The organism is Ferranicluibacter rubi, assembly GCF_011603255.1.
GTDB lineage: Bacteria > Pseudomonadota > Alphaproteobacteria > Rhizobiales > Rhizobiaceae > Ferranicluibacter > Ferranicluibacter rubi.
This window is the reverse complement of record NZ_JAANCM010000009.1, coordinates 120,675-145,715: the sequence shown is the minus strand read 5'-3', so window position 1 is coordinate 145,715 and position 25,041 is coordinate 120,675. Positions and strand designations below refer to the sequence as shown.

Genomic DNA, 25,041 nt, shown 5'->3' with positions numbered 1-25,041 from the left:
CGGTTTATTGCGGCAGCTTGTCGTCCACGCCATCGACGTAGAAGTTGAGGCCAAGCAGAACGCCATCTTCTGCGGTCTCGCCTTCCTTCAGCCAGACGCTGCCGTCCTGCTTCTTCAGCGGGCCGGTGAAAGGCTTCAGTTCGCCCGACTCGATCTTCGCCTGCGTCGCCTCCGCCATCGCCTTCACGTCGTCAGGCATGTTGGTGTAGGGCGCCATGGTCAGGATGCCGTCCTTCAGGCCATCCCAGCTGGACGTCGTTGCCCACTTGCCATCGAGGAAGGCCTGCGTGCGCTTGATGTAATAGGCGCCCCAGGTGTCCTTGATCGCGGTCAGCTGGGTCTTCGGGCCGGCGGCGATCATGTCCGAGGCCTGGCCGAAAGCCTTGATGCCGCGTTCTGCCGCAACCTGCATCGGCGCTGTGGTGTCGGTGTGCTGCGTCAGCACGTCGACGCCCTGGTCGATCAGCGCCTTGGCCGCATCGGCTTCCTTGCCCGGGTCGAACCAGGTGTTCGCCCATACGACCTTGATCTTGAAGTCCGGGTTGATCGAGCGCGCGCCGATCAGGAACGCGTCGATGCCCATGACGACTTCCGGAATCGGGAAGGAGGCGATGTAGCCGGCCACGCCTTTCTCGGAAATCTTGGCAGCGATCTGACCCTGGATATAGCGGCCTTCGTAGAAGCGGCTGTTATAGGTCGCGACGTTCGGCGCGGTCTTGTAGCCGGTTGCGTGCTCGTACATCACCTTCGGGAACTTGGCGGCAACCTTCACCGTCGCGTCCATGAAGCCGAACGATGTCGTGTAGATCAGGCCGCAACCCGAGCGCGACAGGCGTTCGATGGCGCGTTCGGCATCCGGACCTTCCGGCACGTTTTCGAGGAACTGCGTCTCGATCTTGTCGCCGAGCGTCTTTTCCAGCTCCTGACGACCGATGTCGTGCGCCTGCGTCCAGCCGCCGTCCGATTTGGAGCCGACATAGACGAAGCAGATCTTGGCCTTTTCCTGGGCGCTTGCCGAAGCGGCAAAGCCGATGGCCGCCGTCGTGGCGACGAGAGCGAGGATAAGTTTCTTCATTTTGGACCTCTCATGTTGTCGAATAGATGTCTTTGGCCGATCGGATCAGCGATCCGGCACGAAGGGTTTGCCGAGTGAGGCCGGCGTGTTGATCATCGTCATCCGGCGGTTCTGCGAGATGAGCACGAGGACGACGATCGTTGCAAGGTACGGCAGCGCTGACAGAAGCTGCGACGGCACATTGAAGCCGTTCCCCTGTGCATAAAGCTGGCTGATCGACACGGCGCCGAAGAGATAACCGCCCGCAACGATGCGCCATGGCCGCCAGGAAGCAAAGACCACCAGCGCGAGCGCGATCCAGCCGCGCCCGGCCGACATGTTCTCCACCCATTGCGGCGTGTAGACCAGCGACAGTTGCGCGCCCGCGAGACCGGCACAGGCGCCGCCGAACATAACGGCGAGGTATCGCGTGCGGATGACGTTGATCCCCAACGCATGGGCCGAGGTATGGCTGTCGCCGACCGAGCGCAGCTTCAGCCCGGCGCGACTGCGGAATAGGAACCAGTGGATGCCGGCAATGAGCGCGATCGACAGGTAGAAGATCAGGTCCTGCTGGAACAGCAGCCGGCCGATGACCGGGATGTCGCTGAGGACGGGAAAAACGATCTGCGGCAGCTTGATACCCGACTGTCCCGCATAGGGCTCGCCGATCTGCCCCGAAAGCCCGAGGCCGAGAATAGTCAGCGCCAGCCCGGTCGCAACCTGATTTGCCACCAGCGTCAGCGTCAGGAAGCCGAAGAGCAGCGAGAACAGCGTGCCGGACAGAATACCCGCGAGGATGCCGATATAGGGCGAGCCGGTCGCCTGCGTCGCGGCGAAGGCGCAGACGGCGCCGATGATCATCATGCCCTCGACGCCGAGGTTGAGCACGCCGGACCGCTCGGTCACCAGTTCGCCGGCGGCGGCGATGACCAGCGGTGTCGCTGCTGTGATGACCGTCAGCAGAATGGCTTCGATGATACCCATGTCAGTGCGCTCCTTCCGTCACTTGGCCAGTCACTTGGCCAGTCACCCGGCGCCAGACGATGCGGATGCGATACTGGATCAGCGTGTCGCAGGAGAGCACGAAGAAGAGCAGCAGGCCCTGGAACACCCGCACGACCTTGTCGGACAGCCCGAGCGAGATCTGCGCCGCCTCGCCACCGAGATAGGTGAGGCCGAGAACGAGACCGGCGACGATGATCGCAAGCGGGTTCAACCGGCCGAGGAAGGCAACAATAATCGCGGTGAAGCCATAGCCGGGCGAAATCACCGGCTGCAGCTTGCCGATGGCGCCGGAAACCTCCGAGATGCCGGCAAGCCCGGCAAAAGCGCCCGACAGCAGCATGGAAAACCAGATCATCCGCCGTGAGGAGAAGCCGGCGAACCGCCCTGCCCGCTCGGATTGGCCAAGCACCGTAATCTCGAAGCCCTTGAGCGTGAAGCGCATCATGAACCAGATGGCGAGCGCGGCGAGGATCGCGAAGGCGAATCCGTAATTGGCGCGGCCCGAGGCCAGCATCTCCGGCAGGATCGCTTCGGGCGCGAATGCACGCGTCACCGGGAAGTTGAACCCGCCCGGATCGCGCCATGGGCCCCGCACCAGCCAATCGAGGAAAAGCTGGGCAACATAGACGAGCATCAGGCTCGTCAGGATCTCGTTCGTGTTCATCCGCGCCTTCAGGAAGGCCGGAATGCCGGCATAGAGCGCGCCGCCGATCATGCCCATGACGAGCATCAGCGGCAGGACGAGGGCCGAATGCCATTCGTGGAAGACGACCGGAACGATGGAGCCCGTCACCGCGCCCATGATGAACTGGCCTTCCGCGCCGATATTCCAGTTGTTCGACCGGTAGCAGATGGAGAGACCGACAGCGATCAGGATCAGCGGCGCCGCCTTGATCGCCAGTTCGTGCAGCGACCAGACTTCCGTCAGCGGCTCGATGAAGAAGCTGTAGAGCGCCAGTCCGGGGTCCTTGCCGAGGAACACGAACATGATCGCGCCGGCCACGATGGTCAGGCAGAGCGCGATGACGGGGGACAGGAAAGCATAGAGAAGAGAGACCTTCGGCCGCTTTTCAAGCTCAATGCGCATGGGCCGTCTCTTTCACAGTCGCGGCAGCGGCCGCCTCGGACGCCGTCGTCCCCTGCATGCCGCCCATCAGAAGCCCGATCTTTTCACGCGACAGGGCGGCGGCAGGATAAATTTCGGAAAGCTTGCCGTCGTTGATAACGGCGATCTCGGTTGCCACCTCGAAGATCTCGTCGAGATCCTGGCTGATGATCAGCACGGCGGAGCCGGCCTTAGCGAGATCCACCAGCGCCTGGCGGATACGGCTCGCGGCACCCGCGTCCACACCCCAGGTCGGTTGGTTGACGATCAGCACAGAGGGCTGTCGGTCGAGCTCGCGTCCGACGATGAATTTCTGCAGGTTGCCGCCCGACAACGAGCCCGCCGGTGGATCCTCCCCGCTCTTGCGCACGTCCATGGCCTCGGAAATCCGCTTTGCGGCCCGCTTCACGGCACCGTTACGGATGAGACCGAGCGCACCGCCGCCGATGAAGGCTTTGCGGTCCGAATAGTAGCGCGCCAGCACCAGATTGTCCGACAGCGGCAGGGCGGAGACGGCGGCATGTCCGTGACGCTCCTCCGGCACGAAGCCCGCACCCAGCGCACGCCGCTGGTTGATGCCCTGTCGGCCGACCGGTTTCTCGCGGATGAAGACGGCGTCGTTGTCGGCCGTCGGATACTCCCCGGAGAGCGCATCGAACAGTTCGCCCTGTCCGTTGCCGGCAACGCCGGCGATCGCCAGCACTTCGCCGGCATGCACCTTCAGACAGATGTCCTTCAGCGACACGGCGAACGGCGTACGGGCCGCGGCCTTCAGGTGCCGTGCCTCGAGCTGAACCTTGCCCTTCACGGACGAGCCGACAGCGCTGACATGCGCGACATCGCTGCCCACCATCATGCGGGCGAGAGACGCGGGCGTTTCCTGCCGCGGGTCGCAGGCGCCGGTCACCTTGCCGTGGCGCAGCACGGTCGCCCGGTCGCAGATGCGCTGCACCTCTTCCAGCCTGTGGCTGATATAGAGAACCGAACGTCCCTCGGCTTTCAGCTTCGCCAGCGTTTCGAACAGCCGGTCGGCCTCCTGCGGTGTGAGCACGGAGGTCGGTTCGTCGAGAATGATGAGCTGCGGGTTCTGCAGCAGCGCGCGCACGATCTCGATCCGCTGGCGTTCGCCCACGGAAAGGTCCGCAACATGCGCCTTCGGATCGAGCGGCAGGCCATAGCTCACCGACAAGGCGGCGGCTTCTTCCGAGATCTTGTTGAGCGAAATGCCCGGATCCATCGAGAGCGCGATGTTCTCCGCGACCGTCAATGCCTCGAACAGGGAGAAATGCTGGAAGACCATGCCGATGCCGAGGCGCCGTGCGGCGCCGGGGCTCGCAATGCGCACCGGCTGGCCGCGCCAGTTTATCTGCCCGCTCGTTGGGCCGAGGACGCCGAAGAGCATCTTCACGAGGGTGGATTTGCCCGCGCCGTTCTCACCGAGAAGCGCATGGATCTCGCCCGGCCGTATATCAATATCGATCCCGTTGCAGGCTGCAAAAGTTCCGAAAGTCTTCGTCAGCTTGCTGACCGACAGCAGGGTGCTGTCAGCGCTGGGTCCTTCAACCGCCACGCCATCCCCCTCTTTCAAGCCGCAGATGCCCGGGCGCCGTTTCGGCTTCTCAGGGAATCAGCAAAGTTGTTCCGCTCGTCTTCCTAGCTTCCAGATCCGCATGCGCCTGGCTTGCATTATCAAGCGCATAGGTCTGGTTGATATTGATACGCACTTTATTGCTCCGCACAACATCAAACAACGCGTTCGCACACGCCTCAAGCTCCGGCCGTGTCGAGGTGTATGTGTAAAGCGTCGGACGCGTGGCGAACAGCGATCCCTTCTGGGACAGCACGCCGATATTGAAGGCTTCAACGGCCCCGGACGAGTTGCCGAAGCTGACCCACAGGCCGCGCGGCTTCAGGCAGTCGAGCGAGGCGGGATACGTATCCTTGCCGACGGAATCGTACACCACGTCGACGCCCTTGCCCTTGGTGATGTCCTTTACCCGCGCGACGAAATCCTCCGACCGGTAGTCGATGACGTGGTCGTAGCCATGCTCCAGCGCCATCGCGATCTTCTCGGGCGATCCCGCCGTGCCGATCACCGTCGCGCCCAGCGCCTTGGCCCACTGCCCCGCAATCTGCCCGACGCCGCCGGCAGCCGCATGAAACAGCAGAACCGTGTCGGGGCCGACGGCAAAGGTCTGGTTGAGCAGGTATTGCGCGGTCATGCCCTTCAGCATCATCGCAGCGGCCGTTTCCAGCGGAATATCGTCGGGCACCTTGATCAGCTGCTGCTCGTCGATGTTGCGCTCGCTGGCATAGGCCCCATCCGCGCCGGCATAGGCGACCCTGTCGCCGGCAGAGAACAATGTCACGCCATCGCCGACCGCAGTCACGATGCCGGCACCTTCCTTGCCCGGAATGAAGGGCAGGCTCGCCGCCTTGTAGAGGCCGGTCCGGAAATAGACGTCGATGAAGTTGACGCCGATCGCCTCCTGGCGGATCTGCACCTCGCCGCGCGACGGCGGCGGAACGGTCACGCCCTCGATCTTCAGGACGTCGGGGCCACCCAGCTCCCGGATCATGATTGCTCTTGCCATGGCCTGTTCCTTTATTCGCGTCCGAGATTGGGGAAGATCTGCAGAATGAACCCGATGACGTAGAGATAGACGCCCGTGCCGACGACGCCCCAGACCACCCAGGCAGGGGTCTCGAAATGCATCAGCAGCGCGTAGGCGCTGAGCACCGACCAGGCGGTGAAGACCGCCAGATTGAGCGGCCGCAACCGCCGCACGCGCACCGGATGGAGAAAGCTGATCGGCATGAACGTGAGGAACACCGAGACGAAGACGACAATGGACGCCGCAAGCTCGCTTGCCTGCACGACGAAGAGCGTGAACACCACCATGTTCCAGACAACCGGAAAACCGGAGAAGAAATACTCGTCGGTCTTCATGCCCATATCGGCATAATAGATGGCGCTCGACATAACGATGGCGCCCGCTGCGACGAACGACCAGGGCTCGCCGATCATGCCGCTCTGGTAGAGCGCAAAGGCCGGCAGCAGCACATAGGTCACGTAGTCGATGACATTGTCGAGCGTATCGCCCGACCAGTTGGGCAGCACTTCCTTGACGCGGACCTTACGGGCGATCGGCCCGTCGATGCCATCCACCGCCAGCGCGAGACCCAACCACCAGAACATGTCGACGAAGCGATGTTCCGCCGCGGCGACGACGCCGAGGAACGCGAGAAACGATCCGGAAGCCGTGAGAACATGGACCGAGAAAGCCCGGATCTCGGCGTAGGGAACCGGCTTGTAATTGAAGAACTTCATCGGCAGACGCATCCTGTGCTGACGCTTCGCGTAAACTCGGTGAGCGACCCGTATATTGCCAGGTCATGCCGCACCGCCTCCTCCGCCGCGACAATGTCGCTGCCGGCATGTCCGTAATATGCATCGTTTGCCCTGCCCTGCCAGCAAAAACAAGCGATTGCCCTACTCTGTACGTAATCCGCTGTGGACTTACGCACCACGTGCGGCAACGGCGACCATTCCAAAAAGACGCGGTCGGCGCTAGATATGGGCTCGGACGGCCCAAGGCGAAGGAAGAGAACCGAATCATGGATCACACCGATATCGCCGTCATCGGCGCCGGCCTCGCAGGCGCCCTCGCCGCCCTCGCCCTGTCCCGCGATGGCCGCACGGTCGCGCTCATCGCGCCGACCGCCCCGCATGACCGTCGCACGACGGCCTTGATGGACGAGGCGATCGGCTTTCTGAGGAAGCTCGACCTCGGGGAAGAGGTCAGCGCACTCGGCGCGCCGCTGGCCACGCTGCGCATCATCGACGGTACGGATCGCCTTCTGCGCGCGCCGGTCGTCACCTTCCGGGCGGCTGAAATCGGCCTCGACGCCTTCGGCTACAATCTGCCCAACGCACCGTTCCTCGATGTGCTGAACCACAGGATCGAGAGCGCACCATCCATCACCCGCATCGACGCGAGACTGGAAAGTCTCGAGGAGAACACAACAGGGTGCACCCTAAAGCTGGCCGACGGCCGTTCGCTGACGGCGTCGCTGGTGATCGGCGCGGACGGAAGGCGCTCGCTCGTTCGCGAGGCGCGCCGCATCGAGACGCGCAACTGGAGCTATCCGCAGACGGCGGTCGTGCTGAACTTCGCCCATGAGCGCCCGCATGAAAACATCTCGACCGAGTTTCACACGCGTCAGGGTCCGTTCACGCAAGTTCCGCTTCCCGGCAACCGCTCCAGCCTCGTCTGGGTGATGACGCCCGATGCGGCAGCGGAAATGTTGACGCGGGAGACGGCCGCACTGTCGAGCGCGGTGGAGCAACGGATGCAGTCCATGCTCGGCAAGGTCACGGTCGATACCGAACCCCAGGCATTCCCGCTCTCCGGCATGGCCGCCACACGCTTCGGCAAGGGCCGCGTGATTCTCGTGGGCGAGGCTGCCCATGCCTTCCCGCCTATCGGCGCACAGGGCCTGAACCTCAGCCTGCGCGACGTCATGACGCTGGTCGCCATGCTCGCCGAACTGCCGGCCATACCGGCGGATCTCGGCGACCGCTACGATCGGCGCAGGCGCGCCGATATTCTCAGCCGGACGGTCAGCGTGGACCTGCTTAACCGCTCTTTGCTCACCGGCTTTCTGCCGGTGCAGATGCTGCGGGCCGGTGGGCTGCAGGCGCTGTCATCGGCCGGCGCCCTGCGCAGCCTCGTCATGCAGGAAGGCCTGCGGCCGGGCAGCGCGATCCGGTCCATACTGGGGGATTTACGGGAAAAGATCGGCCGGCACTCCGCCTGATCCGATCAGGTAGAGAAGGCCCGTGACGCTCAGCATGGACAGCGCCGTCGTGATGAGGATGGTCGCGGAGGCCCGTTCCTGCCAGACGCCGTATTGCTCGGCGATCACGAATACGTTCGTCGCCGTCGGCAGCGCCGCGAGCAGCACGGCGGCCTGCACCCAGATCGGCTCGAAATTCCCGGCGGCGCTCAGCACGAGGTACATGACGGCCGGGTGCAGCAGCAGCTTGGCCGGAACGATATAGGTCAGCTCCACCGGTGCCCGCCTCAGCGGCCGAAGCCCGAGCGTCACGCCCATCGCAAACAGCGCACAGGGCGCGGCCGTGGGTGCCAGCGCCTCGATCAGCCGGCGGATCGCGAGCGGTGGCTGCACCTGCAACGCCGCCGCGGCGACCCCGATCGTCGTTGCGAGAATGAAGGGATGCAGCAGGATCTTGCGCAGGACGGAAAGAGCGAGCCTCGCCGGATTCTGCTTCTCGCTTCCCGCAACCGCCATCAGAGCAGGCGCCGTGATGAAATGCGCGACGTTCTCGACAGAAAAGATCAGCGCGACCGGTACGGCCGCACGTTCCCCGAGCGCAAGCAGGGCGAGCCCCGGCCCCATATAGCCGATATTGCCATAAGCGGCCGCCAGCCCCTGCACCGTCGCTTCCGCCAGAGGCGCGCGGCGAAACCAAAGGGCCGCCACGAAGATGAGGGTGAAGACGGAATAGGTGGCGGCGACATCGGCGAGTATGAAATCGAACCGGGTCAGTTCGTGTATCGGCGTGCGGGAAATGAGGGTGAAGAACAGCGACGGCAGCGCGAGATAGAGAATATAGACGTTAAGCCAGCCCATGCCTTCGAGGCCGGGCCTCGCCGAACCCGCTCTGTCTCGTCGGCCGAACAGATGCGCCGCTCCATAACCGAGAAGAATGAGACCGAAGAACGGTGCCACAAGGCTGAAGATGTCGGTCATGTCGCGATCCTGGAGGGGAGCCCGTCTGTTCAACCGATCTGCATCAGAACCGGAAAGGTCTGCTGGAACCAGATGGAAACCGTGCTGACGAGACCGAACAGGAAGGCGAGACCCGCCACGACGAGCAGGCCGCCCATGATCTTTTCCACGAGCCCGAGATGGCGGCGGAAGCGCGACAGGAACCCCATGAACGCCCCGGAGAAGGCGGCTGCGATCCAGAAGGGGATGGCAAGACCGAGGGAATAGACCGCGAGGAGGACAGCGCCCTCGGATACCGTATCGCGCGCTGCCGCGACGCCGAGGATGGTGCCCAGCACGGGACCGATGCAGGGCGTCCAGCCGAAGCCGAAGGCAAGGCCCATGATATAGGCACCCGACAGCGTCGCCGGCTTCCCCCCACCTTGGAAGCGCGCCTCGCGCCCGAGCAGGCCGATGCGCAGCACGCCGAGGAAATGCAGCCCCATGATGATGACCACGATGCCGCCGATTCGCGACAGGAGGTCCATATGCTGCCGCAGAAGAAGACCGACCGACGAGGCGCCGATGCCAAGCCCGATGAAGACGGTGGAAAAGCCGAGCGTGAACAGAAGCGCCGACGGCAGAACCGCCCGCCGCGTCGCAACCGCCGCCGCGCCGTTCGTCCCCCGGAACTGATCCACGGAAACGCCCGCCATGTAACAGAGATAGGGCGGCACCAAGGGCAGCACGCAGGGCGACAGGAACGACAACGCCCCCGCGAGCACGGCGGTCCAGATCGAGATATCGGCTATCGACAAAACCAGTTCCTCAGAGACGACGCGCGGTCGCGCAGGACAGCACCACACGGCTGGTAACGGTGTTACCGCGCGAGCGCGTCGCCAGCAATGGTGCCAGACGCCGCATGCAGGAGACGTGACGCCCGTCGAGGACGAACCCGCCATTGAACCCCATGCTGCTTGCGCACGTCCTGAAGGCATTCAGGTCCTCCCGGCATCCCGCGCCATGGGCTGCCCGTCGCCGCGAAATCGGGGATCCATGGATTTATGGGTTGACCGCAACCGCGCGCCTATGCATATCTCCGCCAACTTTCGCCGGCCGCCCAGGTGACCGGCGCGGGAGCGCGTAGCTCAGTTGGTAGAGCAACGGACTTTTAATCTGTAGGTCCAGGGTTCGAATCCCTGCGCGCTCACCACTCTCCCCATCGGACAGCCAGCTCTACATCATACCCGCCAGGGTTCCCTGCAAGGAACATTCTGTCACAGACGTCGTTTCCGAAAAACCTAAATAAACGGGAGACGAAGGTATGATCGAATTTAACAAGGTGCCGATGACGGGCGGCGAGAATGGTGATTTCCGACCTACCGAAGACGAAGAATCACCTGCGGTTCAATCCGTGCGGCAGGAAAAGGCTTCAGACGAGGGCAAGGACGCATTGGAGGATGGGCTCAAAGACACATTTCCAGCCAGCGATCCGGTTTCCGTAACGGAGACGGCGATCCCTGGGGGACGCTCTCCCTCATTGAAAACCTAAACGATCACAAGTCCTGAGGAACGGGCCATCTCATATCGCGTTATCTGACGCGGAACGAAAACGTGTGTTCCTGGTTGAAGCGGCAGTAAGCGGGCTGAAACAGGAGATAGCGGTGATGGAAGCCAGGAAACAACGGCCGCGAAGAGGCGTCGATCACGACGACTACAGTACCTTTATGATTCGCGAGCTTCTCGTTTGGCTGGTGGGTGTCCCCGTCCCCATCGCAATGGTCATCGGGATATTTGTTCTCTAACGACGCGGACTTTACCGCACGGCATCAAGACGCCCGTTGTTATACCGACACGGCGAGCATGGCGAACGTCAAGCCTGATATGGCGCACAGCGCCGCTATAACGACGATCAATTCCTTCATCATGAACTTATACATGGCGCACCATCCTTCATTTGCACCGATGTAAGATCGAACAGACGTCACGCAAGCATTCCGGGCGCAACACTTCGTGATTTCCGCAGGGCCTTAGCGCGCCTGCCCCGTTCGGTGGACAGCTTGCGGACAGTTTCTCCCGGCACAATGAGATCACTGCGCAAGCGCCCGGCTCACCGGTCCAGAAGCGTGTATGAGATCAATGTTTTGGAGCGAATCCTGCGATGCCCTGCGCCGCGCGATCGCCTTCAGTCGACCAAGCGGACGCTGCCATGATGAGACCCACTTCCCTGCCCCTCGGCGTCATACTGATAGCATCGCTCGTCGCGACGGTCCTGACCATCGTCCTCGTTCCGCACCGGGGCACCGCGGCGCCCCGGGCGAACATCGAGTCCATTCAGCGCCTTTAGGCTCTGAGACAACGCGAGAGTTGGGTTTGGCCTACTGGCAATCCGAAACGACGATCTTGCAGTTCGGGCAATCCTTCGTCGCCATCGTCTCGGCCGCCTTCTGGGTCGAGCCATAGCCGATGCCGTAATTGACGCGATCGCCGGCATAGGCGCCGCACTGTTCGAACCATACGGCAACCTTGCAGTCATCGTTTCCGGCCGACTTGCACTCCTGAACGGCGTTGCGTTCGGCTTCCTTGCGGGAGCTTCCCCAACCCATTCCATAGCCGGCTTCGTCGGCCGCCATGCCCTGTTCGTCGTTGACGGCGATCGCGCCGAAGGCGAAGGCCGAGCTAACAGGGCCGGCAAGAAGAATGGTTGTTGCAAAGGCAATACGAATAAAGGTCTTCATGAAATCTCCCCCGAGATCGAATGTCCCGATTGTCATCGGGCGTCCCTGCCGGAATGGCGAGGGACACGGGAAAGATTGCTACAGGAGGTAATGAGACTCGACAATATAGGTGCGATCATCGCCAGCTTTTTAATATCGAGCATAGCTAATGCGCATGGTGAACGACGGCGAATCGCTCTGATCTTCACGGCCCGTCGCGGGCGCATCCAATGACGCCAAGACGGTCGGCGCGCCAGCGCCGGCTGTTACCCTATTTCCCGGCGAACGGATCGGCGAGAGCTGCGTCCGGCCGGCTGATCGGGTACTTCGTACCGGACACCTTCGCCGCCATGCCCTTGGCGCCCGTTTGTTTCAGGAGTGTGCGGAAAACCGGATGCATGCCGCCATCGACATAAGCGCTCATGGAAGCAGCAATCGGCGCGGGTCCGCCGATGAGAGCGTCGATCGCGCGGCTCTCTTCTGCGATCTTGGCAAGCGCCTGCGGCTCGATGCCGGGCGCGGCCTCCGGGCACGGCGCAAGAGGGTCCGTCGGTTCGCCGTTCAGGAACGTCTTGTCGAACACGTAGCGCCCACCGCAGGCAGACACTTTCGGCTGTCGGCGGGTGATATCGAAGGCATCGTAGCCCTCTTTCAGGATGCGCCAAAAGGCAAGATCAGGATCGCCGCGATGGGCCGCCATATTCTGGGCGGTCATGCGGAACGGATAGGCCTGTACCTGAAAGCTCGGCTGCCCCCCCTCAAGCGCCCGCGCGACAATCGCGTAGATTTCGCCCACACCCTGGTCGGTCATCGCATAGCAGCCCGACGACGAGCAGGCGCCATGCACCATCAGCGCCTCGCCCGTGTAGCCGAGCGCGCTTTCCAGCCGGTTGGGATAACCGAGGTTGAACGACACGTAGAACTGGGAGTTCGGATTGAGCATGCCCTTGGTGACATGGTAGAAGCCCTCTGGCGCATGCCGGTCGCCCGACTTCCGCTTCGGCCCGAGATCGCCCGACCATCGGCAGATCGGATAGGTTTTCAACAGAGCGTATTTGCCGCTGCGATCGACCTTCCAGATCTCCAGTTCGCTTTCCTGCTTGAAGATGCGCACGAGCACCGGGCTCTCCGCCTTCATGCCCTTGCGCGTCATCTCCGCCACCATCTTCGACGACAGCTTCGGCGGCGCTTCCGTCATGTCGAGCGCCATGCAGCCGCTGAGCGCCATGCCGAGCGCGGCGATAGCGACAGTCTGGACGCAGGCCTTGCGAAGGGCTTTCAGGCGAGGAAATGCTGGCATGCGGCCTCTATCGATCACAATCGCGACGAAGTTGTGTCGCAGCGGCGCGTGAAGCGCACCGCTAACACACTCGCCTTACATGGTTAATCTTTCCTGAACCCCGCTTGCAACGGCAAGCGCGCCAGAAAAGCCGACGTCGGGCCTACACAATGCTGCAACGCACCCTAACCTCTTCGCATGAGCGATATGATCACATGGCTGGACCAATCCCTGCGCTGGGTGCCCGCGTGGGCTGTCAGCGTCATCCTTCTTGCGCTGCTGTTCGGCATCGGTATCTTCGTCCACAGGATCCTGTTCGAGATCGCGACGCGGATTGCCGCGAAGTACGATCTGTTCTGGCGGTCGCTGGTGGCACGCTCGGAGCGCCCGACCCGGCTGGTGGCCATCATGGTCGCCCTTTCCTTCGGCGTCTCCATCGCGCCGTTGACGGCTAGTCAGGCTGAGACCCTGCATCATATCCTGCTGCTCGGTTTCATCCTCGTCTTCGCCTGGATAGGCAAGGTGACGCTGCACATCTGGACGACGGTTTATTTGCGACGCTTCAAGCTCGATGCGGAAGACAATCTCCTCGCACGCAAGCACGTCACGCAGTCGCGGATCATGGAACGCATCGCCGGCCTCGTTATCATCATCTTCGGCGTTGCCGCCTGCCTGATGACATTTCCGGCCGTGCAGCAATATGGCGTCAGCCTTCTCGCCTCTGCGGGCGTTGCGGGCATCGTGCTCGGTCTGGCGCTACAGCCGGTGCTCAAGAACCTCTTCGCAGGTATTCAGCTTGCCATCACCCAGCCCATCCGTCTGGACGATGCGCTGCTGATCGAAGGCGAATGGGGGAATGTGGAGGAGATCACCGCGACCTATGTCGTCGTCAAGATCTGGGACTGGCGCCGTCTCGTGCTGCCACTCAGCTACTTCATCGAAAAGCCGTTCCAGAACTGGACCCGCGAAACCGCCGCTCTGATCGGCACCGTGATGGTCTATCTCGACTACAGCGTACCCGTCGATGCCGTGCGGAAGGAAGCCGAGAAGATCGCCGCGGCGTCCCCGCTCTGGGATGGGCAGGTCATCAATATCGCGGTGACGGACCTGAAACCTGAGACGGTGGAGATCCGCATCCTCTGCTCGGCATCCAATGCCGCACGCGCCTTCGACCTGCGTTGCGAGATGCGCGAGAAGATCATCGGCTTCATCGCGCAGACCTATCCCACCGCCCTTCCGCACCTGCGCGCGGAACTCAAGACCGCGGATGCCGTCGGTAATATCGCCGTCACCACACCCATGCGCGCACAGGCCTGAGACGGCAAATTACTGTCCGGCGAGCGTGCCCACCGGGAGTTCATAGGCAATCTTCCCCGCGGTTTCGAAGGTCAGCGTCAGCGGGATTGTGTCGCCCTGGCGAAATGGCTTTGCAACATCCATGAACATCAGATGCAGCCCACCGCCGGCGAGCGTCACCGTTTGCCCCGCCGGCACAGGAATGCCGTCGAGCTTGCGCATGCGCATCACATCGTTGTCCATCGTCATCTCATGCAGTTCGACTCGACCGGCCGCAGGGCTCTCGACCGCAACGAGCCTGTCGTCGGTTGGCCCCGCATTGACGATCGTCAGCCCCCCGCCCCCGACCTTCGCCCCGGGCGGCATCGGCTTGGCCGTGCCGCCGGAGAGTGTCAGCGCGCCCGCAACGACCTGTCCACCGCTGTTGGCGGTTTTGGCCGATACGGCTGGCATGGCGGCAAGCGTCATAGGCAATGCCATCGACAGGGCGGCAACGAGGATGGTCTTGACCGAAGGCATGTCGTCGTCTCCAGGCGCGTCCGCGCGAGAGTAAAGGGTGCGGCCACATTGCTATCGCGAGCCCGGCATAAAGCAAAGCCGGAAACGGGCATGTCCGCACGTCGGCGCGCTTTCCGCACCATGCCAGCGACGACGAAAATCTTGGTCGTTGCGACATTTTCCGCTTGCCAAGGATGCCCTATCCTTCTTATCTGAACCCGATCTTGTTGGGAGAATCCAGCTTCGAGCTGGTGCCGAAGGAGCAACCGCCCCGGAAACTCTCAGGCCCACGAACCATCAGGATGCCGGCAGGACTCTGGAGAGAAGCATTTCGCTCGCCGAAGGGATAACAATCTCAGGCACAGGAACAGAGGGGGCTCATTCGACGTCACGACTCCGTGCGCGTTGACACGAGCCGGCGCATGGCGCCAACCTGGAGACCGGATTTGGACGATCACACAGCCTTGAACGACGCCCCGCTGAAGCAGACGCCGTTACACGCCCTGCATCTCTCCCTCGGCGCCCGCATGGTGCCCTTCGCCGGCTACGACATGCCGGTTCAGTATCCCGCTGGCGTCCTAAAGGAGCATTTGCATACCCGCGACGCCGCCGGTCTGTTCGACGTGTCCCATATGGGCCAGGTCGAGCTGCGCGCCGCATCCGGCACGCTGGAAGACGCGGCGCTGGCTCTGGAAAGCCTCGTGCCCGTCGATGTGCTCGGCATTGCCGAAGGCCGCCAGCGCTACGCCCTCTTCACCGATGAGACCGGCGGCATCCTCGACGACCTGATGATTGCGCGCCTGCCCGGCCGGTTCCTCATCGTGGTCAACGCTGCCTGCAAGCACGCCGATTTCGCGCATCTGAAGGCGCATCTGGGCGATCGCTTCGAACTGACGCTGCTCAAAGACCGGGCGCTGCTGGCGCTGCAAGGCCCGCGCGCGGAAGGCGTTCTGGCCGAGCTCTGGGCCGATGTCGCCGCCATGCGCTTCATGGATGTCGCCGAGGCGCTGATCCACGACGTGCCCTGCATCATCTCCCGCTCCGGCTACACCGGCGAGGACGGTTTCGAGATCTCCATTCCCGCCGATAAGGCCGAGGATATCGCCCGTCGCCTGCTCGATCATCCCGATGTTCTGCCGATCGGTCTCGGCGCCCGCGACTCGCTGCGTCTCGAAGCCGGCCTGTGTCTCTACGGCAACGACATCGACACGACGACCTGCCCCATCGAGGCGGCACTCGAATGGGCCATCCAGAAATCCCGCCGTACGGGCGGCGCTCGCAGCGGTGGCTTTCCGGGCGCCGGCGCCATTCTGGACGCGCAAACGAACGGCACGGCGATCCGCCGCGTCGGCCTGAAGCCGGACGGCAAGGCGCCGGTGCGCGGCGGCGCGACGCTCTATTCCGACGCGACCGGCACCACCGAAGTCGGCAAGGTCACCTCCGGCAGCTTCGGGCCCAGCGTCGGCCATCCCGTCGCCATGGGCTATGTCGATACCCCTCTCGCGACGCCCGGCACCACTGTTTTCGCGGAACTGCGCGGCAAGTATCTGCCGATGACCGTTTCCGCTCTTCCCTTCATCACCCCCACCTACAAGCGCTGATCAGGAGCCGATCCCATGCTGAAATTCACCGACGAACATGAGTGGCTGCAGATCGACGGCGACGTCGCGACTGTCGGCATCACCAAGCACGCTGCCGACCAGCTCGGCGACCTCGTTTTCGTGGAACTGCCCGAAACCGGCACGGCCCTCACCAAGGGCGAGAGCGCCGCAACCGTCGAATCCGTCAAGGCTGCCTCCGACGTCTATTGTCCGCTGGACGGCGAGATTGTCGAAACCAACCCGGCCATCGTTGAGGACCCCGCGCTCGTCAATGGCGACCCGCAGGGCGCCGGCTGGTTCTTCAAGCTGAAACTCTCCGACCCCTCCGCTGCCAATGCGCTGCTGGATGAGGACGCCTACAAGGAGCTGATCGCCTGATGACGACGCCTGTGACAACGCCGGCCGATTTCACCTTCACGGATTATCAGCCCTACGACTTCGCCAACCGCCGCCATATCGGTCCCTCGCCGTCCGAAATGACCGCGATGCTGAAGGTGATCGGCTATCCCTCGCTCGACGCGCTGATCGACGACACCGTTCCGGCATCCATCCGCCAGAAGACGCCGCTCGCCTGGGGTGCGGCGCTCACCGAACGCGAAGCGCTCGATACGCTGCGCGAAACGGCGAACATGAACAAGCCGCTGGTCTCGCTAATCGGGCAAGGCTACTACGGCACCATCACGCCGCCGGTCGTCCAGCGCAACATCCTGGAAAATCCTGCCTGGTACACGGCCTACACGCCCTACCAGCCGGAAATCAGCCAAGGACGCCTTGAGGCGCTGCTGAATTACCAGACCATGGTCTGCGACCTCACCGGCCTCGACGTCGCCAACTCCTCGCTGCTGGATGAAGCCACGGCTGCGGCCGAGGCCATGGCCATGGCGGAGCGCGTCTCCAAGTCCAAGCAGAAGATCTTCTTCGTGGACGAGAACTGCCATCCGCAAACGATCGCACTTTTGAAGACGCGCGCCGAACCGCTCGGCTGGACGATCCTCGTCGGCAATCCGTTTACGGACATGCAGTCGGCCGACGTCTTCGGCGCGATCTTCCAGTATCCCGGCACATACGGCCATGTCAGCGACTTCTCGGGGCTGATCTCGCGTCTGCACCAGACCGGTGCGATCGCCGTGATTGCAGCCGATCCCATGGCGCTGGCGCTGTTGAAGTCGCCCGGCGAAATGGGCGCCGATATCGCCATCGGCTCGACACAGCGCTTCGGCGTTCCCGTCGGCTATGGCGGCCCCCATGCGGCCTACATGGCCGTCAAGGACGCGCATAAGCGCTCCATGCCCGGCCGCCTTGTCGGCGTCTCGGTCGATAGCCGCGGCAATCGCGCCTATCGCCTGTCGCTCCAGACCCGCGAGCAGCATATTCGCCGTGAAAAGGCAACGTCGAACATCTGCACAGCCCAGGTGCTGCTGGCCGTCATGGCGTCGATGTATGCCGTGTTCCATGGGCCGGAAGGCATCAAGGCCATTGCGCAGAGCATTCACCAGAAGACCGTTCGGCTTGCCAAGGGGCTGGAAGCTCTCGGTTACGCCGTCGAGCCGGAAACCTTCTTCGACACGGTGACCGTCGAGGTCGGCAAGCTGCAGTCCGTCATCATGAAGGCGGCGGTGGCGGAAGGCGTCAACCTGCGCAAGATCGGCGAGACCCGCATCGGCATCAGCCTTGACGAGCGCTCGCGGCCGATCACGCTCGAATCCGTCTGGCGCGCCTTCGGCGGCGATTTCAAGGTGGCACAGTTCGAGCCGGACTACCGCCTGCCCTCGGCGCTCCTTCGCCGCAGCGCCTACCTCACCCACCCGATCTTCCACATGAACCGTGCGGAAAGCGAGATGACCCGCTACATCCGCCGGCTCTCGGATCGCGACCTCGCGCTCGATCGGGCGATGATCCCGCTCGGCTCCTGCACGATGAAGCTGAACGCAACGGCGGAAATGCTGCCGATCACCTGGCCGGAATTCGCCGAGATCCACCCCTTCGTTCCCGCCGATCAGGCGCTCGGCTACAAGGCGATGATCGACGACCTCTCCGAAAAGCTCTGCGCCGTCACCGGCTACGACGCGATTTCGATGCAGCCGAACTCCGGCGCGCAGGGCGAATATGCCGGCCTCCTGACGATCCGCGCCTATCACCTCGCCAACAATGAGGGCCACCGCGACATCTGCCTCATCCCGACATCGGCCCATGGCACCAATCCGGCATCCGCCCAGATGGTCGGCATGAAGGTCGTCGTGGTCAAGGTCAGCGCCAATGGCGACATCGACATGGAAGATTTCCGTGCAAAAGCACAGCAGTACGCCGATACGCTCGCCTGCTGCATGATCACCTATCCCTCGACGCATGGCGTGTTCGAGGAAAGCGTGCGCGAGGTCTGCGAGATCGTCCACAAACATGGCGGTCAGGTCTATCTCGACGGCGCCAACATGAACGCCATGGTGGGCCTCTCCCGCCCGGGCGATATCGGCTCCGACGTCAGCCATCTCAACCTGCACAAGACCTTCTGCATCCCGCATGGCGGCGGCGGTCCGGGCATGGGACCGATCGGCGTCAAGGCGCACCTCGCACCCTATCTGCCACGCGATCCGTCCAATCCCGACAGTGCAGGCACAGGTGCGGTCTCGGCTGCTCCCTTCGGCTCGGCCTCGATCCTGCCGATCTCGTGGAGCTACTGCCTGATGATGGGTGGCGAAGGCCTGACGCAAGCGACCAAGGTCGCCATCCTGAACGCCAACTACATCGCCGCCCGCCTCAAGGGCGCGTATGACGTGCTCTACAAGTCGGAAAAGGGCCGGGTTGCGCATGAGTGCATCATCGACACGCGCCCGCTGGCCGAAAGCGCCGGCGTCACTGTCGACGATGTCGCCAAGCGCCTGATCGACTGCGGCTTCCACGCCCCGACCATGAGCTGGCCCGTTGCCGGCACTTTGATGGTCGAGCCGACCGAGTCGGAAACCAAAGCCGAGATCGATCGCTTCTGCGATGCGATGCTGGCCATCCGCGAGGAAGCCCGCGCCGTCGAGGAAGGCCGTCTCGACCGGACCAACAACCCGCTGAAGAACGCCCCGCACACGGTAGAAGACCTCGTGGGTGACTGGGACCGCCCCTACTCCCGCGAACAGGCCTGCTTCCCGCCCGGCGCCTTCCGCGTCGACAAATACTGGTCGCCGGTCAACCGCGTCGATAACGTCTACGGCGACCGAAACCTCGTCTGCACCTGCCCGCCGCTCGAGGATTACGCCGAAGCCGCGGAGTAAGCATGAAGGAAGGCCCGCTCTCGTCAAGCGGGCCTTTTCACATCGAACGTCTCGTCAGGCAGCCGGAAGACTGACGACAAAGCGCGCGCCGTTCCGGTACTCCGGGTCGAGCACGATCGTGCCGCCATGGCTCTCCGCAATGCGCCTGGCGAGCGACAGGCCGACGCCGGTACCTGGGAAGATGCTTTCATCCCGGTGCAGCCGCTGGAAGATGTCGAAGATCCTGTCTGCATGTTGCGGATCGATACCGACGCCATTGTCTGGAAATGCGATCTGCGCGATCCGCCCGTCCCGCCATCCCGTAATCGTCAGTTCCGGTACCACACCTGTCCGCCGGTACTTGATGGCGTTGCCGATGACGTTCTGGAAGAGGCGCTTCAGGAGCTCCGAATCCCCGATCACGTCGGGAAGCGCCTCGACCGTAATCTGCGCGCCACTCTCGGCGATATCGTTCTGGAGATTGCCGAGCGCATCCTCAACCACGTCGCGCAAGCCCACGCGCTGCGGGCTCGCGATTCGATCCGCGATCCGCGCATAGTCGAGCAGGCTATCGACCAGTTGCATCAGGCGTCGCGATTTGCTCCGCAACTGCGTTGCGTAAACCGGCACGTCTTCCAGTTTGTCCGTCGCGATGTCGTCGGCGATCATCTCCGCAAACATGGAAATCTGCCGCATCGGTGCCTTCAGGTCGTGCGAGACGCTGCTGGTGAATTGCCCCAGCGCCTCGTTCTTCCGCTGCAGCTCCGAACGCTGCTCGGCAATGCGCATCTGCTGCCGCTTCATCTCGGTGATATCGCGCCCCACCGTGACATATTCGACAAGGCGCCGACCGTCGAAGACCGCGAGGTTCGACCACAGCATCCAGATCTCCACGCCATTCGCGGACACGCGGCACTGCTCCTGCGCCGTGGCCGGCTCCTCCGGCGTCAGGCCGCGGAAAATATCCACCAGCGGATCGTCCTCGACGACGAAATCAAGGCAGCTTCGGCCGATAATGGCGTCCGCGGACAAGCCGATACAGGCGGCGAAACGCTGGTTGACGAAGGTGTAGACGAGGTCGGGCGATATGCGGGTGATGAAGTCGGGTATGGTTTCGACCAGCGTCGCATAGTCCTGCCGCTGCCGATCCAGCTCCTGTTCGACTTGCTTCAGGTCGGTCACATCGACCCGGATGGCAACGGTATTGCCGTCGGCGGTCAGCGTATTCTCAGCCCTCAGCCACCGCCCGTTGTTGTAAGGGAAGATCTCCGGCATGCCGTCCGCTCTGCGGAACAAATCAACCTGACGCCGAATCCAGGCTTCGGCCTCGGCCGATCCCAGCTCCATCCCCTCTTCCGACAGCAGTTGCAGCGCGAAATCGGCCACCGACATGCCGATCTGCAGCCGCTCTCCGACAGGGCCGAAGAGCTGGCGATAGGCCTTGTTGCAGAGGATCAGCCGTTCGTCCTCGTCGTAGATCGCAATGCCCTCTGCGATCACGTCGAGGGCCGTATCCACAGTGCGGATCGACGGTATGTCGTCCGTGGCGTCGCGCAGATGTTCGGCACGAATGATCCGGATAGATGTTCTCGGCACATCGCCAGCGTCGTGAACTGCGATTGTGCGTGTCATCCCGGTAAAGCGCGTGCCGTCTGCGCGTTTGTAAAGAACGGAGATGTCATGCGCGCTGCCCGCGCTATCCGGAAAGGCTTCGTCGAGCAGCGGAGAGAACGGTCGGCCGACCATCAGGCGCGCATCGAACCCGAACAGGCTGGCCGCGGCCGCATTTGCCGAAAGGATCGCGCCTCCCGGCGCCGTCACGATAACGGCGTCGGGATGGTCGTTATACAGAGCCTCAAGAGTCGTCCGGTCAAGACTGGGCAAGTCAGTGCCTCTGCCACTTCGGTGCGTATCGATGATATCATATGGACGAATAATGTCGGGCCGGTTGCTGCGAGATCAAAAGTAAAGTCGCAGACAGCACGGAAAGTCTCCGGTGAGCTATCGACGCCAACGAATGAGGATGAAACCCGACGTTTGCCAGGCCGTATCGTCGCAGTTGCCCGTCAGCCGACCCGCACCACCGCATCACCCTTGGCGGCGAGCGCTGCAAGATCCGCAGGCTTCAGTTCGACCGATTCGCCACAACCGCATGCCGATGTCTGGTTGGGATTGTTGAAGGTGAAGCCCGACCGCATCTTGGTCACCTCGAAATCCATGCGCGTGCCGAGCAGATAGAGCACCGCCTCGGGCGCGACCCACACACGGGCGCCCGCATGCTCGATCAGGTCGTCCTTGGCATTGGGTTCGCTCACGAGATCGACGGCATATTCCATGCCTGCGCATCCGCCCTTCTTGATGGAGAGCCGGATGCCCTTCGTGTCGCCACCCGCGTTATCGACGATGGCGTTGACGCGCTGTGCCGCAGCGTCGGACAGGCTCATGACCGCAAAACCCATGGAAATTCTCCTTGCAACAACCGGGTTCAAGGCCCGGTGCTTCGCATTCGAATGTAAGACCCTATTGGCCTGCGATCAATACCAGCCGACGGCGACTTGCGCTTCCTCGGACATCCGGTCCGGCGTCCATGGCGGGTCGAAGGTCATAGACACCTCGACACCCGAAACGCCTTCGACAGTGCCGACCGCATTCTCTACCCAGCCCGGCATTTCGCCGGCCACCGGGCAGCCGGGCGCCGTCAGCGTCATGGCGATCTTCACCATGCGATCGTCCTCGATGTCGATCTTGTAGATCAGCCCGAGTTCGTAGATGTCGGCCGGGATTTCCGGGTCGTACACGGTCTTCAGCGCGGAGATCACGTCGTCCGACAGCCGCGCCAGTTCTTCCGGCGGGATGGCCGACTGGACAATGCCGTCACGGGCATCCGGCGTTTCGCCTGTGGTGTCGGCCGGGGTCTCTAGGGTCATGCTCGTATCCTCACGCAAAGAATTTCCGCGCCTGTTCCAGCGCAACGACCAGCACGTCGACTTCGGCGCGCGTGTTATAAAGCCCGAACGAGGCCCGGCAGGTGGACGTCACGCCGAACCGTTTGAGAAGCGGCATGGCGCAATGCGTACCGGCCCGCACCGCGACGCCGGCACGGTCGATAACCGTAGAAACGTCATGGGCGTGCACCCCTTCGATCTCGAAGGAGAAGATACCACCCTTGCCCGGTGCTTGTCCTATAACGCGGAGCGCATTGACCGACTGAAGCCGCTCGGCCGCATAGGCAGCGAGATCCGCCTCATGCCGCGCGATCCTGTCACGGCCGATCCCGTCCATATAGTCGAGCGCAACACCGAGCCCAATCGCCTGTACGATCGGCGGCGTGCCCGCCTCGAAACGGTGTGGCGGCTCGTTGTAGCTGATCGCGTCCTCGCTGACGTCGATGATCATTTCACCGCCGCCCATGAAGGGCCGCATCTCGGCCAGCCGCTCCTTCTTGCCGTAAAGCACGCCGATACCCGAGGGGCCATAGAGCTTGTGGCCGGTCATGACGTACCAGTCGCAATCGATGTCCTGAACGTCCACCGGCATGTGCACGGCCGCCTGGCTGCCGTCGACCAGAACTGGAATGCCGCGCTCATGCGCGATACGGCAGATCTCCTTGACATCAACGATCGTGCCGAGCGCATTCGACATATGCGTGATCGCCACCAGCTTCGTCTTCGGCGTCAGGCATTTGACGAAGTCGTCGATGTGGAACACGCCTTGATCGTCCACCGGCGCCCAGACGAGCTTGGCGCCCTGCCGCTCGCGGATGAAGTGCCAGGGCACGATGTTGGAGTGATGCTCCATGATCGAGATCAGGATCTCGTCATCCGAACCGAGCTTCGGCATGCCCCAGCCATAGGCGACCGTGTTGATCGCCTCGGTGGAGGACTTGGTGAACACGATATCGTCGACGGACGGCGCGTTCAGGAACCGCCGCACCTTCTCGCGCGACAGCTCATAGGCATCCGTCGCGGCATTCGACAGGAAATGCAGGCCGCGATGGACATTGGCATATTCATTGGCATAGGCGTGGCTGATCGCGTCGATGACGGCCTGCGGCTTCTGGGCCGAGGCGCCATTGTCGAGATAGACGAGCGGCTTGCCGTAAACGGTCCGCGACAGGATCGGGAAATCCTGCCGTATCCGCTCGACGTCATATGCCTCTAGGGAAACCGTCTGGTCCATGGTGCCTCTGCTTTCTGCCTTTGTCCGAGCGCGTGCCTGATACGATCAGGCGTGGCGCGCCAGCCATTCGGAGATAATGAGCTCCAGCGGCTCGATCAGCGTTTCACTCTCCAGCTCCTCGACGATCTCGTCCACGAAGGCGTTGACCAGCATGGCACGCGCCCGGCTTTCCGGAATGCCGCGAGCCTGGAGATAATAGAGATGCGTCGGGTTCAGGTCGATCACGGTTGCGCCATGGCCGCACTGCACGTCGTCGGCAAAGATTTCGAGTTCGGGCTTTGCGGAGAAATCCGCATCGTCCGACAGAAGCAGCGTGTTGCACGCCATCTTCGCATCCGTCTTCTGCGCATCCTGCGCCACACGGATCTGTCCCTGGAACACGCCACGCGCCCGGTCGAAGAGCACGTTGCGGATGATCTCGGTCGAGGTCGTGTTCGCAACGTCATGGCCGAGCGTAAACGTTACATCCGTCAGCGTGTCACCGCCCATCAGGTTGATGCCGCGCAGCTTGAAGTCCGAGCCTTCGCCCGTCACCAAGCCATGTACTTCCTGACGCACCAGCTTGCCACCGGCATTGATGACGAACAGCTTGAAGGACGCGTTTTCGCCCAGCTCGAAATTGAGCTGACCGAGATGCGTATCGTCGTCGCCCTGCTGCTGCAGCAAGATCCACGTCACCTCGGCACCCGCCTCGATGATGAGATCGGAGACCGACGAAACGAGGCTTGGTTTGCCATCGACCGACAGATGCCGCTCGATCACGGTCGCCTTGGAACCGGCCCCGAAGGTCACGGGAAAGCGGCTGTGGCTCTGTCCGGCACTCTGGACGATCTGAAGCTCCAGCGGCTGGACCAGAACGGTATTTTCCAGGATCTCGATCTCGAAACCATCGCGAACGAAGGTGCCGTTGATGCGGCCGATGGCGTCTTCCGCATTCCGTTCGACCAGATCGCCGGCTGCCGTACCATCGAGCAGGCTCTCGCCATATCGCTTGACGACGACGCCCTGCGGCGCATCGCCAATGTCGGCCCGGCCATTGAGGACCGTTAGCACGGACGACCCGACAGCCAAAGGTGCGACCGCTTCCGCGAAGGCAGACCCGTCAAAGGCGGGAACGTTGCGCAGCAATGCGCGCAGATCGGTATAGTGCCACGCCTCCAGCCGCCGCGTCGGCAGCCCGGCATCCTTCAGGTCGGACAGCAGCAGGTCGCGCGCCGAGAGAACGGCGCCGTCGCCCGGCAGGTCGCTCAGCTGATGATTATACGCTTCCAGCATCGCCGTTTCGGCAGCCGTTCGCGTGATCGTGTTTTGAATGTTCATGAGCAAACG

General features: G+C 62.9%; 22 protein-coding genes, 1 tRNA gene, 1 pseudogene and 2 riboswitches. Of the genes and pseudogenes, 8 read left to right on the top strand and 16 right to left on the bottom strand.

The features are described from left to right. Positions 1–4 precede the first annotated feature (4 nt). Genes G8E10_RS17415 through pcsA form a run of 6 tightly spaced genes read right to left on the bottom strand, consistent with a single transcriptional unit; the run spans position 5 to position 6,498 of the window. Positions 5–1,075, bottom strand: coding sequence for a BMP family ABC transporter substrate-binding protein (locus G8E10_RS17415; protein WP_167130077.1), 1,071 nt, complete (start codon positions 1,073–1,075; stop codon positions 5–7). A gap of 45 nt (positions 1,076–1,120) precedes the next feature. Beyond that, positions 1,121–2,041 (bottom strand): ABC transporter permease, encoded by a 921-nt coding sequence (locus G8E10_RS17410; protein ID WP_110734515.1) that lies wholly within the window; start codon positions 2,039–2,041, stop codon positions 1,121–1,123. A 1-nt stretch (position 2,042) separates the two neighbouring features. Then, the gene (locus G8E10_RS17405; protein ID WP_167130076.1) at positions 2,043–3,149 is read right to left on the bottom strand and encodes an ABC transporter permease; all 1,107 of its coding nucleotides are present in this window, start codon (positions 3,147–3,149) and stop codon (positions 2,043–2,045) included. Then, positions 3,139–4,737, bottom strand: coding sequence for an ATP-binding cassette domain-containing protein (locus tag G8E10_RS17400; protein WP_167130075.1), 1,599 nt, complete (start codon positions 4,735–4,737; stop codon positions 3,139–3,141). The genes G8E10_RS17405 and G8E10_RS17400 overlap by 11 nt, the downstream gene beginning before the upstream one ends. Positions 4,738–4,786: 49 nt before the next feature. Then, positions 4,787–5,761 carry a quinone oxidoreductase family protein gene (locus G8E10_RS17395; RefSeq protein ID WP_132447304.1) on the bottom strand — a complete coding sequence of 325 codons (975 nt, stop codon included), beginning with the start codon at positions 5,759–5,761 and terminating at the stop codon, positions 4,787–4,789. Positions 5,762–5,772: 11 nt separating this feature from the next. Next, positions 5,773–6,498, bottom strand: a complete 726-nt coding sequence (pcsA, locus tag G8E10_RS17390) for a phosphatidylcholine synthase (RefSeq protein ID WP_110727888.1) — start codon at positions 6,496–6,498, stop codon at positions 5,773–5,775. Positions 6,499–6,785: 287 nt separating this feature from the next. Here pcsA and G8E10_RS17385 point away from each other — a divergent pair, with 287 nt between their 5' ends. Continuing rightward, on the top strand, positions 6,786–7,988 hold the full coding sequence (locus tag G8E10_RS17385) for a UbiH/UbiF family hydroxylase (protein ID WP_167130074.1): 1,203 nt from the start codon (positions 6,786–6,788) through the stop codon (positions 7,986–7,988). Here the strand turns inward: G8E10_RS17385 and G8E10_RS17380 are convergent. Both G8E10_RS17380 and G8E10_RS17375 read right to left on the bottom strand, forming a co-directional pair. Continuing rightward, a complete protein-coding gene (locus tag G8E10_RS17380) occupies positions 7,956–8,945 on the bottom strand; it encodes an AEC family transporter (protein WP_167130073.1) in 990 nt (329 codons plus the stop codon). The genes G8E10_RS17385 and G8E10_RS17380 overlap by 33 nt on opposite strands. Positions 8,946–8,974: 29 nt before the next feature. Then, complete coding sequence (locus G8E10_RS17375) at positions 8,975–9,721, bottom strand: cytochrome c biogenesis CcdA family protein (protein WP_167130072.1); 747 nt, start codon at positions 9,719–9,721, stop codon at positions 8,975–8,977. Positions 9,722–10,040: 319 nt separating this feature from the next. On the opposite strand from G8E10_RS17375, the gene G8E10_RS17370 reads away from it, so the two are divergent. From G8E10_RS17370 to G8E10_RS17360, 3 genes are all read left to right on the top strand, one after another. After that, positions 10,041–10,116, top strand: a tRNA-Lys gene (locus G8E10_RS17370). 111 nt (positions 10,117–10,227) lie between these two features. Next, the gene (locus G8E10_RS17365) at positions 10,228–10,455 is read left to right on the top strand and encodes a hypothetical protein (protein ID WP_167130071.1); all 228 of its coding nucleotides are present in this window, start codon (positions 10,228–10,230) and stop codon (positions 10,453–10,455) included. A gap of 657 nt (positions 10,456–11,112) precedes the next feature. Continuing rightward, positions 11,113–11,250: a hypothetical protein gene (locus tag G8E10_RS17360; protein ID WP_165910564.1), complete on the top strand. Its 138-nt coding sequence runs from the start codon at positions 11,113–11,115 to the stop codon at positions 11,248–11,250. Between the two features lie 31 nt (positions 11,251–11,281). On the opposite strand, the gene G8E10_RS17355 is transcribed toward G8E10_RS17360, so the two are convergent. Together G8E10_RS17355 and G8E10_RS17350 are read right to left on the bottom strand one after the other, a co-directional pair. Beyond that, on the bottom strand, positions 11,282–11,641 hold the full coding sequence (locus G8E10_RS17355) for a DUF4189 domain-containing protein (protein WP_110798933.1): 360 nt from the start codon (positions 11,639–11,641) through the stop codon (positions 11,282–11,284). A 250-nt stretch (positions 11,642–11,891) separates the two neighbouring features. Continuing rightward, the gene (locus tag G8E10_RS17350; protein WP_110798934.1) at positions 11,892–12,920 is read right to left on the bottom strand and encodes a L,D-transpeptidase family protein; all 1,029 of its coding nucleotides are present in this window, start codon (positions 12,918–12,920) and stop codon (positions 11,892–11,894) included. A gap of 177 nt (positions 12,921–13,097) precedes the next feature. On the opposite strand from G8E10_RS17350, the gene G8E10_RS17345 reads away from it, so the two are divergent. Further along, positions 13,098–14,216 carry a mechanosensitive ion channel family protein gene (locus tag G8E10_RS17345; RefSeq protein WP_167130070.1) on the top strand — a complete coding sequence of 373 codons (1,119 nt, stop codon included), beginning with the start codon at positions 13,098–13,100 and terminating at the stop codon, positions 14,214–14,216. Between the two features lie 9 nt (positions 14,217–14,225). Here the strand turns inward: G8E10_RS17345 and G8E10_RS17340 are convergent. Further along, positions 14,226–14,591: pseudogene (locus G8E10_RS17340) on the bottom strand (copper chaperone PCu(A)C); the annotation flags it as partial. 320 nt (positions 14,592–14,911) lie between these two features. Continuing rightward, a riboswitch (glycine riboswitch) is annotated at positions 14,912–14,996 on the top strand. A gap of 3 nt (positions 14,997–14,999) precedes the next feature. After that, positions 15,000–15,074: riboswitch (glycine riboswitch) on the top strand. A gap of 83 nt (positions 15,075–15,157) precedes the next feature. Between G8E10_RS17340 and gcvT the strand changes: the two are divergent. Genes gcvT through gcvP form a run of 3 tightly spaced genes read left to right on the top strand, consistent with a single transcriptional unit; the run spans position 15,158 to position 19,554 of the window. Further along, entirely contained in the window at positions 15,158–16,294 is a 1,137-nt protein-coding gene (gcvT, locus tag G8E10_RS17335) for a glycine cleavage system aminomethyltransferase GcvT (RefSeq protein WP_343289820.1), read from the top strand. 15 nt (positions 16,295–16,309) lie between these two features. After that, a complete protein-coding gene (gene gcvH, locus G8E10_RS17330; RefSeq protein ID WP_110727898.1) occupies positions 16,310–16,672 on the top strand; it encodes a glycine cleavage system protein GcvH in 363 nt (120 codons plus the stop codon). 11 nt (positions 16,673–16,683) lie between these two features. Continuing rightward, positions 16,684–19,554, top strand: a complete 2,871-nt coding sequence (gcvP, locus tag G8E10_RS17325) for an aminomethyl-transferring glycine dehydrogenase (RefSeq protein ID WP_167130161.1) — start codon at positions 16,684–16,686, stop codon at positions 19,552–19,554. 54 nt (positions 19,555–19,608) lie between these two features. Here gcvP and G8E10_RS17320 read toward each other — a convergent pair whose 3' ends face one another. The 5 genes from G8E10_RS17320 to sufD all read right to left on the bottom strand — a co-directional run bounded on the left by G8E10_RS17320 (position 19,609) and on the right by sufD (position 25,032). Then, the gene (locus tag G8E10_RS17320; RefSeq protein ID WP_167130067.1) at positions 19,609–21,417 is read right to left on the bottom strand and encodes a sensor histidine kinase; all 1,809 of its coding nucleotides are present in this window, start codon (positions 21,415–21,417) and stop codon (positions 19,609–19,611) included. 182 nt (positions 21,418–21,599) lie between these two features. Next, positions 21,600–21,992 carry a Fe-S cluster assembly scaffold SufA gene (sufA, locus tag G8E10_RS17315; RefSeq protein ID WP_092933832.1) on the bottom strand — a complete coding sequence of 131 codons (393 nt, stop codon included), beginning with the start codon at positions 21,990–21,992 and terminating at the stop codon, positions 21,600–21,602. Positions 21,993–22,067: 75 nt separating this feature from the next. After that, a complete protein-coding gene (locus tag G8E10_RS17310) occupies positions 22,068–22,460 on the bottom strand; it encodes an SUF system Fe-S cluster assembly protein (protein ID WP_110798940.1) in 393 nt (130 codons plus the stop codon). Positions 22,461–22,470: 10 nt separating this feature from the next. Next, positions 22,471–23,712, bottom strand: coding sequence for a cysteine desulfurase (locus G8E10_RS17305; protein ID WP_167130066.1), 1,242 nt, complete (start codon positions 23,710–23,712; stop codon positions 22,471–22,473). Positions 23,713–23,757: 45 nt separating this feature from the next. Continuing rightward, positions 23,758–25,032 carry a Fe-S cluster assembly protein SufD gene (sufD, locus tag G8E10_RS17300; protein ID WP_167130065.1) on the bottom strand — a complete coding sequence of 425 codons (1,275 nt, stop codon included), beginning with the start codon at positions 25,030–25,032 and terminating at the stop codon, positions 23,758–23,760. Positions 25,033–25,041: the final 9 nt, after the last annotated feature.

Coding starts and splice junctions, on each gene's coding strand:
- G8E10_RS17380 (WP_167130073.1), bottom strand. CDS start 8,945: ATGACCGACATCTTCAGCCTTGTGGCACCGTTCTTCGGTCTCATTCTT.
- sufA (WP_092933832.1), bottom strand. CDS start 21,992: ATGGGTTTTGCGGTCATGAGCCTGTCCGACGCTGCGGCACAGCGCGTC.
- G8E10_RS17365 (WP_167130071.1), top strand. CDS start 10,228: ATGATCGAATTTAACAAGGTGCCGATGACGGGCGGCGAGAATGGTGAT.
- G8E10_RS17360 (WP_165910564.1), top strand. CDS start 11,113: ATGATGAGACCCACTTCCCTGCCCCTCGGCGTCATACTGATAGCATCG.
- pcsA (WP_110727888.1), bottom strand. CDS start 6,498: ATGAAGTTCTTCAATTACAAGCCGGTTCCCTACGCCGAGATCCGGGCT.
- sufD (WP_167130065.1), bottom strand. CDS start 25,032: ATGAACATTCAAAACACGATCACGCGAACGGCTGCCGAAACGGCGATG.
- G8E10_RS17415 (WP_167130077.1), bottom strand. CDS start 1,075: ATGAAGAAACTTATCCTCGCTCTCGTCGCCACGACGGCGGCCATCGGC.
- G8E10_RS17410 (WP_110734515.1), bottom strand. CDS start 2,041: ATGGGTATCATCGAAGCCATTCTGCTGACGGTCATCACAGCAGCGACA.
- G8E10_RS17345 (WP_167130070.1), top strand. CDS start 13,098: ATGAGCGATATGATCACATGGCTGGACCAATCCCTGCGCTGGGTGCCC.
- G8E10_RS17405 (WP_167130076.1), bottom strand. CDS start 3,149: ATGCGCATTGAGCTTGAAAAGCGGCCGAAGGTCTCTCTTCTCTATGCT.
- G8E10_RS17385 (WP_167130074.1), top strand. CDS start 6,786: ATGGATCACACCGATATCGCCGTCATCGGCGCCGGCCTCGCAGGCGCC.
- G8E10_RS17350 (WP_110798934.1), bottom strand. CDS start 12,920: ATGCCAGCATTTCCTCGCCTGAAAGCCCTTCGCAAGGCCTGCGTCCAG.
- G8E10_RS17395 (WP_132447304.1), bottom strand. CDS start 5,761: ATGGCAAGAGCAATCATGATCCGGGAGCTGGGTGGCCCCGACGTCCTG.
- G8E10_RS17305 (WP_167130066.1), bottom strand. CDS start 23,712: ATGGACCAGACGGTTTCCCTAGAGGCATATGACGTCGAGCGGATACGG.
- G8E10_RS17310 (WP_110798940.1), bottom strand. CDS start 22,460: ATGACCCTAGAGACCCCGGCCGACACCACAGGCGAAACGCCGGATGCC.
- gcvH (WP_110727898.1), top strand. CDS start 16,310: ATGCTGAAATTCACCGACGAACATGAGTGGCTGCAGATCGACGGCGAC.
- G8E10_RS17355 (WP_110798933.1), bottom strand. CDS start 11,641: ATGAAGACCTTTATTCGTATTGCCTTTGCAACAACCATTCTTCTTGCC.